Raw genomic sequence first — 11,765 nt, 5'->3', positions numbered from 1 at the left:
AACCGACCGGTGTGGCACTATCCGAATACCGCATCATGCTCCGCTGCCCTTCTTCTTTTTCTTGCCGCCCTCCGTCGTGGGTGCTGGCTCGTAGAGATCCTCCAGGTCGTGGGCGATGGCGAGTGACTTATCTGTCTTGCATTTTTCGCGCACGCGATCGGGCCAATAGCTCATGGCCAGATGCGCCCAGTCATAATCGCCCTTTTCAAGCTTGGCCCAGGTGTCTTTCAAGACCTTCTGCCAGGGCTTGTGGCGAAACAGCGGCCACAGGGGTGCTGCCGTGATCTGAACGCCGTCGTCATGGTTGGGGCGATAGGCCGGGGCTATGTCCAGCAAGGTATCGCGCAGCTCGATCAGCTCTAGCTCAAGCGCTTGAAGCGCTTCGAACGCCTTTTCGTCATCGCGGGTGCGGGCAGCGCCCTTGTCGCGCAGCGTGGCGGCGTCGCGGCTGACCTGCTTTAGTTTCGGCTCTACGAAATCGTTGACGGCGGTGTAGAGCGTCTGGCTGGTCAGGCTGGGGTAATAAAGCCACAGCGTATAGCTGCCCGAAATGGTCGAGAGCGGCCAATAGATCGGGGCCTTACGGCGGCTCTTGCTGTATTGCTTCAGGTGCAGGGGGAAGAAGTCACGCTGCAGCCAGCGGCGCACGTCTGCCGGCACATCTGCCTCGACACGGGTCAGGACCTCTTCGATCAGCCGCGCCAAATCATGCGGATGGCCCTGGTCGTCCACAAGGATACCGCTGTGATCGTGGAATGGTGTGGCACCCTCAGGCAGCATTCCAGGGCTTTTGGCTGGAAGCGGGTCAAACGGATCAGGCTCGGGCGGTGCTTCGCGCTCACCGGTTGCCAGACGCCAGTCGAAGCGACCAAAGGCGACGCCGATAGCCCAACTGAGAAGGCCGTAAGACTGGTCGATGGCGTCGGCAACATCTTCATCCTCGCTTTCGTCATCGTCCTCGAATCCTTCGCTGTCATCGTCTGCCGCCATACCAGGTGGTCCGAGCGCAGCGTTACGATCTGCGTCGACAAACCGGTATAGTTGCATTGCAATCTCGTCGATCTCGGCTTGGATCTCGGCCAACCTCGCATCAGTGGACAGCGGGTCGTAGTCTCCTAGGTGGGTTATCAGCGCAACTGGCAGAAGAAATGCAGGGGATGTTTCATCGACCGTGGCCAACATTCGTTGGGTCGACCAAGCTCGGCGAGCCAATGCTGACAAAATAACGGTTTGGTCGCGTGTGAGAGTCGGCAAGGGCGTCTGTTGAATTAGTCCAACTTCAAATGACTGGGCCAATTCGGTGCGGGCCAAACGAACTGAAACAAGAATGCCAAACGGCTCACTATTTGAAATAGCGCAAAGCGCGAGAAGCTTCTGAGGGTCATCACCTTCAACGAACACGGCCGGCCCTTTATCCCCGAAAACACAACCTTCCGGCAACGCTCTGAAGCTCAAGCCATTCGTTCGCCTTGGCCAGGTCAATCCTGGCCTGAAATAGAGATGTGCGTTGAGTAAAGCGGCAGTCCAATGAGGACTGAAACCTCTTCCACGTCTGTATTCTTCAACGAAAATTTTTATCTCTTCGCCGTCATTCTGCCAGTTTATACGTAGATAAACTGTTGCATAGTAAGGTGAGAACTTTCCACCTTTTGCCAAGAACGGAAACTTAGAGTCATCTATTTCCCTCTCCCAGGCAAGGCGTAGGAACCTTTCGTCATCCTTGGATGAAGCCCCACTCGCTACCGTAATCCCCTGAGATTTTACGCTCTTGGAGTTCTTAAACGCTGATCTCACTCCAGGCCCAGTCCAGTAGGCAAACGGCGTTCCAGGAATAGAACGAAAGTCGTCGGGCTGGACTTCAAACACGTCATGATGATAGCCGGAGCTTCGGAGCGCAGCAGTTGACTCCCGAAGGGCGTCCTGCTGTGAATCCTTTCCGATCAGACGAAAAAAAAGTGCCACTAATTCTTCTCCAAAACATAGGCTGCCGCTTCCACTGCAGCATCATCCATGACCCCAACTCCCAGGTCAGAAAAGACAATGGGTAGTGCTGAGCCTAGTACTATTTTTTCTCGCCATGGGGCGAATCGCTTCAAGAAGAAACAAGTTCTAGAGGTGATTGCGCCAATCATTCCCTTTGATCGCGTCGTCTCAAGACTTCTCTCAACAAATATAGCAAGGAGGTCATTTTTCGAATTTGGGTATCTCTTTATCAGGTAGTCCTTGACACTGAGGCTAAGCCCCCCAAACGGCGGGTTCATCACCACTACATCGAACACCTCCCGGCAGTGGTCAATCATTCGCAGCCCTTGGAGCGCGTCCTCGGCAAAGAGCCGCCCTTGGTAGGTGGACCTCGCTGCGCGGGCATAGTCCGTCAATGCTGTTCGCAGTCGCGCCTCCGCCTTCTGCCATTGCGCCATATCTTCGGTGCGGAACAAATCACCATGCTCACCAAACACCTGTCGGATCAGCGCAGGTAGCTCCTTTTCGACCTGCAGCAGCACGCCAAGTTCCGGCAGGCCCTTGAGCATAAACAGCGTTTGCTCGAAAAGCTTGGCATCCAGCGGGTCGAGGTCCTCCATAAATCGCTTACGCAGGTCCACCTCTGCCGGCGGTGCCACTGCGGCCACCACTTGGCCTTGGCCCACTTGCGGCCGGTCTCTGGCCTTCACCCCCGCTTCATGCCAAGCGCGCTGCGCCCGTAGCCACAAGGCCAGGGATGCAATCTGGGCCGCCCGAGGGTCAATGTCGACGCCATAGATGTTGTGCTCGATGATCAGCCGCGGCACGTCCCGAAGCAGCGCATCCTGATCGGCATAGGTTTGAGCAAAAGGTTTCAGATCTGGGCTGCCGCCGGTTTCTCGATCTAGCGCCGCGGGGCCATGGGTTTGCTCCCAGTCCCAAGCCTCGCGATAAATCTCCTCAAACAGGTCGAAGGCATAGAGGCCAAAATGCATGGAACCGCAGGCGGGGTCGAGCAGCTTGATCGTGCGGGGGTCGCGCAGCCTTTTTGCCGCTTCAGGCTGTTCGTCTGGTTTCACAAGAAGATATTGGCAGCGGTCACGCAGACCAGTCTGACCGCCTGTCCAGTTGAACCAGAGCCGCCCCAATGTGTTGTCGACCAGGAACTCCACCACATAGCGCGGCGTAAAAAACTGGTTTCGCACCGCCAGTTCGCGGCTGTTGCGCGGCGCCTGGGAGGCGTCGCGCATGGCTTTGCGCTCTTCTTTGGAGTTGAAATACTGGTAGATCCAGCCGATTGTCTCATCCTCGGCCCAGAGAGGATCGATTTCACCGTGATTGATCAGAGACAGGACCTGCACAAGCGCCGCTTCGCGCGGAAACAGGCGCCCTTGCGGCGAGTAGCGATCGAAAAGAGCCGGAAGATCCTGCGATAGCTCATCGAAAACACTGAGAAGATAGGTGCGATAGGCATCTCCGGTTTCGCCAAGGCCGGCTCCCGCCAGCCGGGCATATAGCTGAAAGCCTTTTGCCTGGTATCCATTGCCGACAGATTCGATCAAAAGCCCGCGCGCTTCCGCCATGCGCAAGGCTGCCAATCGGTTGAGAACCGTGAAGGCCTGTTCACGCACGATGCGGTCAAGCCCGGAGGCAGGACTTGTCCCTGGACTTGCGCAATAATGCGCCAGCGTGTCCCGCAGGATACGCGCCGTTTCTCTCTGCGTGTCATTGAGATGACGCAGGTTTTCGATTGGCGTTACCGTGCCAGAGGCAGGGTCAAGGCCGTAGTCGAGCTGTAGTTGGCGCGTAAATTCTTCTTCAAGCGCCTTGCGAGCCTCATTCACGAAGCGTTGCAAACGGCCACGTGTTGCCTGATCGAAAGCCATGGCTATTTCTCTCCCTCGATAATGAGCGAGAGCTCCACATCCTGATAGGTTGAGAACTGACCGCGAAGCTCATTCAAGCGCAGAATGAGCATTTCCAGATCTGCAAGGGTCGTCAGCTTTGCCGGCAGCGGGATCGCCTCGGTCCGCTTCTTGGGGCCGCCGTCCTCCATCCCCTTCGGCTTCGCTTCGGCGCGCTGCAGGATGCGCTCTTGTCCCTGGCGCTGAATGAAGCGGCGCAAGTGGTCAACCGTGCTGTTGATGTCGTAGTCCCGGGTTAGAAGCCGCTTCAGGCCTGCGAGATTATGGTCAACGCTGATCTCCAAGGCATCAAGCCGAGCAGCGACGTTGCTCCGCTCTTCCTGGGTGAGCTCGCTCCATTCGGGAACACGCTGCAAATCGTCCAGACCATCCTTCAGTCGCTGCTTTTGCTGGTCTGCCAATGTGGCGACGGCATCTCTCACTCGCGCCTTTGTCTCGGTCAGCTGGGTGCTGAAATCGGCCGCATGACGATAAAACTCATCCGTGGCGATCCAATCCGTGACAGTTTTCAGGGCATCTTCCGAATCCCGACGGAGGTCGCCCGGAACCCCGGTGTTTGGCAGTTGGCTGATTTCGCGGCAGTGATCCTGGAGTTCGCTCAGCGTCTTTTCCAGACCATTGTCGAGCGCGAGCTTGACCTCGTGCGCCCACTTCAAGTTGGTGTAAATCGACGACTCTTCGGCGCCGAGCCGTTGCGGGGCATCGGAGGCGTCGGTGAACAGGATATCGGCGATCTCCTGGTTCATGCCTCTGACGCGCTCGCTGCCGCCAAGCCCCAGGCGGCTCAACCTTTCGGACAGCGTTCCGTATTCCAACTGCAACTGTGTGAAGTGTTTGGCTGTCGCTTTGCTGATCTCTTGCTCCAGCGGGATGACGACGTCGCCGAGGAGATCCGTCAATCGCTGCGCTGCTCGGCTGAGTGTCTCGTTCGAGGGCCGTTCATGACGAAGAGAAACACCCACTTGGCGGAAGCTATTGTTTGTCTTGAGCGCCTCGATCGCCTGGGCGCCCGCCGCGGTGACTTCTCGCCCCGATACGGTCAGCTTGATTTCCCCCGCCATCAGCATAGCGGCCAGGATGTATCGGGTGGTGTCTGGGGACCAGCCGAACGGATCCGTGGAGAAGTCATCCAACAAGCGCTTGCCGTTGGCGCTGCCATGGCGATCAATGTAATCGCGGATGCTGATCATTGCGCGGTGATCCGTCCGGAAGCTGGCTTTGCCGGCAACCGTCTGAACCAAGCTCAAGGGGTCGAGCGTGCTTGCAAGGGCGGCGGGATTGGCGACTTTGAGGAACTTCTCTGCATTGTCTGTTGGCACACGAACCGGGGCTTCTACGTAACGGTCGAAAACCTCCGCCGCGACCTTGCCAAGCAGCTTTTTCGCAGCTTCCAGGAGATCAGCGTCCAGCGCAGCAACGGCGGTTGCTTCACCCCGGAAGACAAAGGACCCGGCCTGGAGCGCCTGCTTGATCTTGCTCTGAAGTTGTAGCGACAACTTGGCAGCGCGTTCCAACTGACCGGTGCAATAATCTCTGATCTCCTGCTCCGGATCATTGCGGTGAAGTTCGGCAATACGCTGACAACGATAGATCTCGCCATTGAGATCATCGAGGTCTGTGTTGGTTCGCGCAACAAGGCCAATGACATTGCGGTTCTGGCGTCCGCGCGAGTCGTCGAGCATCCTCGTTCGGGCGGTTTCGTAGTCGTCGGCCTTAACAAATTCGACGACGGTCTGGATGGCGTTCTGATCGCCCGCCACGCTCGTTGCGATACTGCCTGATTGCAGTTTCACGCCTGTGGCAACAGCCATCGACCCGTGCAGGGTATAGCGCGGGAGCGGGTCGAACACTTCGCGCAAGTTCGATGCGAAGATGCTCTTGAGATCAACAGACCGCAGGGCAATTCCACCCCGCTCTTCCTCAATGTCGCGCAAGCGTTCACTCAAGAAGACCAGATTGCCGTCCTTCTCGCCTAGCGGCACACGCACATTGACGAGCATCTCTTCGACGGCTTTTTTCACATCCTCAAGCCGCGAGGGCGCCGTTACGCCAGGCTGCATGAGAGCAGCAACATTTTGGGCGGTCACCGGTAGATTGCCGAGGATCTGAAGAATGGCGATGGTTTTTGCCACCTCCTGGTGGAGCTCACTGCCAAAATATTCGATCTGCACTTTCCCAACAGATTGGAAGATTGAAGGGAAGGCACGCCTGATATCCTTCTCAAGGTCGTCGTACAGTGTAACAGTTGTGGCGAGCCAGCCGACTGGCTGGTCGGCCATTGGCTTCGAGCCGCCTTCGCCCTTGAGAACGTCCTGAATGACCTTGATCGCTGAGCGCAGGCCAATGCCGCCGGTTGATTTCGCAAGCGCGCCGAGCAGATGGAGGAGGATATCAAAATGAGCCGGCAGGAAGGGATAGAGGTTGATGAAGCTTTCACGACTGAAGTCAGCGTCGTAGTATCTCGCGTCGTGAAGCTTCGTGTTATGGCGCAACGCTTGCCCGTGTGTGTCAAAGATCTTGCCCAGTTCTGCTGCGCCGGCCGCAGACTTTCCGAGAAGACGCCGATAGCAAATTTCCTTGATATCATTCGACTCAAGGTCAATCTGGATCGGAAAGCGATCCTTCAGTTTGAACAGCTTGTCGGAATTGAGGGTCGCGCGGGGGTCGTCCTCCGTCAGTGTTTGTTGCGCAGTCGAGATGATCCAAACTTTGCCGTCTCCCAGTCGCTTGAGGTTTTTTGCAAGCCCGTCAAGATTGAGGATCAGGTTGTCTCGTGACGCCACATACTGGCCGACCTCATCGACCACGAAAATGATGTTCTCTTTACCGCTTTTCTCGCGAACGATGTCGATCATCGCTTGAACGCGCTGATCTTCAAACTCGTAAAACCCCTCAGTGCTGGATGAGAAAGACTTGGGTTCCGGGAACAGCGCCGGATACATCTCATGCGCAATCTTAGGGATCAGACCATCGATGGCGAGCGGGTTGTTCTGAACTCGTGACCAATCTGCGCCTTTCAGAGCGCGGCCTACGCACTCCTCCAATTCTTGCATACGGCCATCTTTTTCGACCATACGCTCGAACGCCGCAACCTTCAGGTTGCGAGAGTAACCTGCCCACTGCAGGACCTTAAAATAAAGGACAGTTGAGACGTCCTCCATCGTCGCGCCGGCAAGCATCTCGCTTGCCAGATCCAGCATCACGACTGCAGCCGGGAAACGTCTAGCAACCGTAGTGAGGAGAGCTTTCGTTTGGGCCTTGTTCAGCCGGTCCTGAAGGTGATTGATGAAAGGCGTTCCATCAATGGTGCGTTTGTCATCGAACGCCATACCAAGATACTTCGTGAAGGAGCTCTTGCCTGATCCGTAGAAGCCTGAGACCCAGACACCTATTTCGTTCTCGCCTCCCGTCTCCATGGCAAGTTGCATGCGATCGAGAAGCTTACGAAATTGCTCTTCGATGCTATCAGTGACGACGTACTCAGAGATTTCGGCCTTCAGACGGCTTTCCTCTGAAGCGCCGTAGCTGATGACCTTCTCAATGGTTCTTTGAATGTCTTTGTTTGGGTCAAAAAGCGCACGGATCGCCATGTTCATCTCACTGCATCAATTTGTTCACCCGCCCACATGGACGGAGCGGTAATTGCCATCTTCGGGATAAAAGCCCAGAAATTTCAGTCGAGTTTTGCCTGTCCTTACACCGGGGTATAGGAACACGGTGGGCACGTGGAATTTGCCCTGCAACTGGCTCTCGATTGCACCAATGCGCATAAAGGGATGCAGCGCTTCGAGGTCCGTGACCAAGACAAGAGAATTCGGTTTGCCCTCTCGCTTCGCCAGAACTGACTCAAGCCGCGACAGTAATCCGTTGCCTGTAGTAATGATGTCCGCCAGGGCCCGGTTCGAGCGCTGCCAATCGGTTGGCGCCGACCTATCCTCTGCGACACAAAGATCCCAGAACGGATCATCTCTGAGAAGCGCCCACAGATGCTCTGCGATAGAAAAGACCTCAACTTCCCACTGATCTTGTCGTAGCTTAGACATCCAAGCGGGTGTCTGTCGTTTGACATCCACGATCTGCTCTGGGGGGAATACAAGGTAGAATATTGGCTCGAAACTGGCGTGACCGAGTTCTCGGCCCTGCCTTATTCGTTCACGCAGCTCATCAAAATCAGCCTTTAGAGATGTCATCGCAAAGCGCCTCCATGCTTCGGTGCTTCCAGCCGATACGCACGACGTCCCCGGCTGCCTGCACAATCAGGTGGCCCTTCAACGCCAGACGCTTGAGTTCATTGATGACATCCTCACGCGCCATCCCGAAGAGTTGCCAATCCTGGTGAGTGAGCAAGGCATTGTCGCCCAAGCCCTTAAAGTGAAGGTCGTGCGCTAGATAGGCCGAAGCTGTTGTCGTCGCTCGGTATGGAAGAATACGTCTATTCGACCTAAGTCCCTTTTCCAGGAGGCCGTAGTCTGCGCAACAACCTGTGAGGTAGCCGGCGACTCTCCGAACGGTAGTGTCTGACCAGCGCTTTGAAGTAAGGCCGTCATCGATCGCTCGTTCGACAAATGCGCGCGCCTCTTCGTTACTGACCTGTTGGTAGCCACCAGCATAACGAGACCAGTAGATCTCTCGTACGAAATCTCCCAGGATAGGGTTTGCTCTGCTTGTGAATAGCAACATTAGTTGCATGAGGTCAGCCAATGGTACGGATGCCATTAGCATCTTAAGGTGAGACGCGGGAGATGCTCCTGAAACGAGGTAGCGGGGCGCAAAACACTCAGTGACGATATTGCGAAGCCTCCGTGCGGTGATCATCGGGAAACTTCCGGACTGCCGTGCGACTTCCTGGAGTTCCCCAGTGCTCATACCGGGAACCCATAGGTCCAGCAGGGCCTTGGTCTCTGCGACCAAACCCAACCCTGCTTGAAGCTGCGTTGTGTAGATTGCGCCGGTCACTTCAGGCCCGAGTGAAATAGGGGAAAGCCTTGCTTCCCCGCTGAAATGAAGCCGCATAAATCCCTGCCAGTTGCACGATGGAGTGTGATGTACGTAAAACGTTGATTTGTCCTAGCGAGATGGGGCCATCTGGCGGGGAGATCGATTTGTCGCCCATCTCCCGCAACCTCTCGAAGGCAGCATCTTTCCCGTGTATTGAGGCATCTTGAATCTCTGGGTCTTCAACTTCAGCAAGAGCTGTATGCAGATCATGCTCTAGCTCTTCTGGAAGTCGAAACAGGTGATATGATCCAGCACTTAAACTCTCGTCATGAACGAGCCGCGCCGCCTCTGCCACACCGTGATACTTTGCGACATGGCCGGTACGTGGAAAAATGGGCGCGAGAAACGCTTGGCTTGCTGGCTGGTAGAACGAGGTTTTCCACCAGCCAAATTGATCAATCTCACCGAGATAACCGACGAGCAGCCGAACTTTCAACAGATCGGCCAATGGGTCACTATGCGCCGACATCTACTTGAAACCAATGATGACAACAACCGTCAGAAAAGCGGGTGCCCCTCGATCCAATATCCGCTTATTCGCTCTCATAACCTCGCCCCTTACCAAATTGCTTAAAGCATTCAACCTATTGCGATTTCGAACACCTGTTCGTATTCCCCCGCTCAACCAGTCGCTCGAATTCCTCGATACTCAAAACCACCACCACGGGCCGTCCATGCTTTTCGACTGTGACCGGCTCAGCGCGCGCCGTGTCAATCAACAACCCAAACGCATTCTTGGCGTCCTTCGCCGACATGGATTTCATAGTGCTGGCCCAGCGTGAAAGTGTGACTATAATGGTCATTTTAGTTCGTATGTGCAACCGTGATGCGGTGCGATCTTGGTGCTTCCAACTTGTTTTGCAGCGGCAACTGTTGAGTGAAGAGGTGGTTCGTAGCACCGGTGACATTGACTTAGGCCGATTGGAAATTCCAAGCCCGCTAATTGGAGGCGGCAGCGATCACAATCGGGCGCCTTGAAGGTCAATCACACCATCGGATTCCGATCCAGCTTGCCCTGATATGCCGGATGTCTGTGCGACACGATCGCCTCTACAAGTGCTGGCGGTTTTGATCCCGCCAGCAATAGCATCTTGCTCGTCTTCATTTCCAGGATCTGATCGGCGGTCATGAGCTTCTGGCGTTGCTCGGCGGTTGAGGTCTTGCGGCTCTCGCCGAACTTCGCGGACGATTGTTTGGTGTGGGTCAGTACCGTCTGATCGCCAAGCGCGCTCGCGGCCCAATTGGCGGTTTCGAATTCGGCGCGACCGAGACCGAAAATGCGGGTTGTAACGCATGAGCCGAGAATGCTGGCGGTGTCGCCCTTGCCATACACGCTTTCGATCTGGCCCTTGTCCTGGGTGATGAATAGCGCCTCGATGCCGCAGCCGGCGGCAACGTTGGCGATGTTGATCAGCTTTTCCATTCGGCCGAGGCGGACAAACTCATCCAGCACCAGAAGCACGTTCTTTTTCGGCTTCTTCGCGCCTTCAAGGCGCACGGCCATGCCGAGAATGATGTTTGTCAGCAGCCGGAGAAAGACGGCCTGGGCGTCCACCTGATCGAGCGGGACCACCATGAAGAGATCGGCGCGGCCCTCGAACAGGTTTTCGAGCGAGCATGTGGAGGCGCTGAGGAAACTGCGCAGTTCGTCGGATCGCGCCCAATCGAAGGCCTTCTTGATCGTCGTCTTGATCGCTTCGCGCTCGTTTTCCCCGGCTGCGAGGAAGGTGGCAGCGGCGGCGGCTGGGCGGGTTCCGAACGTTTCCGGCGCACCGGCCCATTCCGTCATCGTCTTTTCAAAGCCGGCGGAAAACAGCAGGTCCATGACGGTGATCAGGTTGCGATCGGCCTCGACGCGCTTGGTCATAACAACCTCGATCACAGCGGCGATCATGGATTTCGCCATTTCGGCAAAATGCGCGCCGTTTCCGCCTTCCGGTCGCACAAGCCCCTCGGCAATGACCTCGATGTCGCGGACGAGGTGCGCTTGCCGGATATAGTCGAGTGGATTGAAACGATCTTTCGACGGCTCGATGACGCCGAAGGGATTGAGAACCACGACCTGGCGGCCGAGCGACTGCCGATAGCGGCGCGTCACGGCGAAGTTTTCACCCTTGATGTCGAGGACCGCGACCGGCCCATCATGGTCGATGATGGCGGGAATGACGACGGACACGCCTTTCCCGGCGCGGGTGCCTGCGATGGCAACATGGTGGCCTGCGCGCCATCCAGTCTTCGGGTTGGGGCGGTAGCGCAGCATTGCTCGGCCGGAAAGACCGAGTGGCAAGCCCGCGTCGTTGTGCCGGAGCTGGCGCAGTTCGTGGCGGTTCATCCATCGGGCGCGCCACGGGCCTTCTTTGGAAATCCGGCTGGATGATGCCGGGGCGGCGATCGAAATCCCCCACAGAATGAGGAACAGCGGCACAGGCAGGCCTATGGCGAGGCTGGTTTGCACACCGAGCTTTTGCGCCTCTGTGAAGCGGTCCCATGTCGAAACCATGCCTCGGATGCTCTCGATTCCGGAATAACCGGCATTTCGCCAAGCCTTGATGCTGTCGAGCAGGACGCCGGCCGCAATGGTGGGGTCGGTAAGGGCGAGAGCAGACGCGGCAAGAAGGGCAGCCCCCACAGCTAAGCCCGACGCGCTGCGGATGCGGCCCTGGGTGTCTCCCGCCAACGTCAACAGCGCAAACCCGCAAAACATCACCAGGATGGCGGCGCGCGCGTTTTGGTAGATCGGTGGCCATAACAACGGTGCGGTTTCCATCAGCAGGAAACCGGTGGCCACGATGGCAATGGAAAGGGCATAGCGGTAGGGCTGAATGATCAAATTCATGGATCGAAACTCCAGACGGAAATAAAAATCAGTTGCGGCCGCGA

At 56.6% G+C, this 11,765-nt stretch carries 8 protein-coding genes; all 8 read right to left on the bottom strand.

Going from position 1 to position 11,765, the window contains the following annotated elements:
- Positions 1 to 33: 33 nt before the first annotated feature.
- The 8 genes from ACFSE1_RS16300 to ACFSE1_RS16265 all read right to left on the bottom strand — a co-directional run bounded on the left by ACFSE1_RS16300 (position 34) and on the right by ACFSE1_RS16265 (position 11,721).
- Complete coding sequence (locus ACFSE1_RS16300) at positions 34 to 1,962, bottom strand: BREX-1 system adenine-specific DNA-methyltransferase PglX (RefSeq protein ID WP_377403563.1); 1,929 nt, start codon at positions 1,960 to 1,962, stop codon at positions 34 to 36.
- Positions 1,962 to 3,593 (bottom strand): Eco57I restriction-modification methylase domain-containing protein, encoded by a 1,632-nt coding sequence (locus ACFSE1_RS16295; protein WP_377403560.1) that lies wholly within the window; start codon positions 3,591 to 3,593, stop codon positions 1,962 to 1,964. Before ACFSE1_RS16295 ends, ACFSE1_RS16300 begins: the two co-directional genes overlap by 1 nt.
- Positions 3,594 to 3,850: 257 nt before the next feature.
- On the bottom strand, positions 3,851 to 7,477 hold the full coding sequence (gene brxC, locus ACFSE1_RS16290; RefSeq protein ID WP_377403557.1) for a BREX system P-loop protein BrxC: 3,627 nt from the start codon (positions 7,475 to 7,477) through the stop codon (positions 3,851 to 3,853).
- Between the two features lie 24 nt (positions 7,478 to 7,501).
- Entirely contained in the window at positions 7,502 to 8,077 is a 576-nt protein-coding gene (locus ACFSE1_RS16285; RefSeq protein WP_377403554.1) for a BREX protein BrxB domain-containing protein, read from the bottom strand.
- Positions 8,058 to 8,900 (bottom strand): BrxA family protein, encoded by an 843-nt coding sequence (locus ACFSE1_RS16280; protein WP_377403551.1) that lies wholly within the window; start codon positions 8,898 to 8,900, stop codon positions 8,058 to 8,060. Before ACFSE1_RS16280 ends, ACFSE1_RS16285 begins: the two co-directional genes overlap by 20 nt.
- Positions 8,845 to 9,333, bottom strand: coding sequence for a BrxE family protein (locus ACFSE1_RS16275; RefSeq protein WP_377403548.1), 489 nt, complete (start codon positions 9,331 to 9,333; stop codon positions 8,845 to 8,847). The genes ACFSE1_RS16280 and ACFSE1_RS16275 overlap by 56 nt, the downstream gene beginning before the upstream one ends.
- Positions 9,334 to 9,469: 136 nt before the next feature.
- The gene (locus ACFSE1_RS16270) at positions 9,470 to 9,640 is read right to left on the bottom strand and encodes a type II toxin-antitoxin system Phd/YefM family antitoxin (RefSeq protein WP_377403756.1); all 171 of its coding nucleotides are present in this window, start codon (positions 9,638 to 9,640) and stop codon (positions 9,470 to 9,472) included.
- Between the two features lie 230 nt (positions 9,641 to 9,870).
- Positions 9,871 to 11,721 (bottom strand): type IV secretory system conjugative DNA transfer family protein, encoded by a 1,851-nt coding sequence (locus tag ACFSE1_RS16265; RefSeq protein ID WP_377403545.1) that lies wholly within the window; start codon positions 11,719 to 11,721, stop codon positions 9,871 to 9,873.
- Between the last annotated feature and the right edge of the window lie 44 nt (positions 11,722 to 11,765).

The organism is Affinirhizobium helianthi (genome assembly GCF_042680945.1).
Taxonomy (GTDB): domain Bacteria; phylum Pseudomonadota; class Alphaproteobacteria; order Rhizobiales; family Rhizobiaceae; genus Neorhizobium; species Neorhizobium helianthi.
Note: the sequence above shows the minus strand (reverse complement) of the source record. Positions and strands in the feature narration are given on the sequence as shown.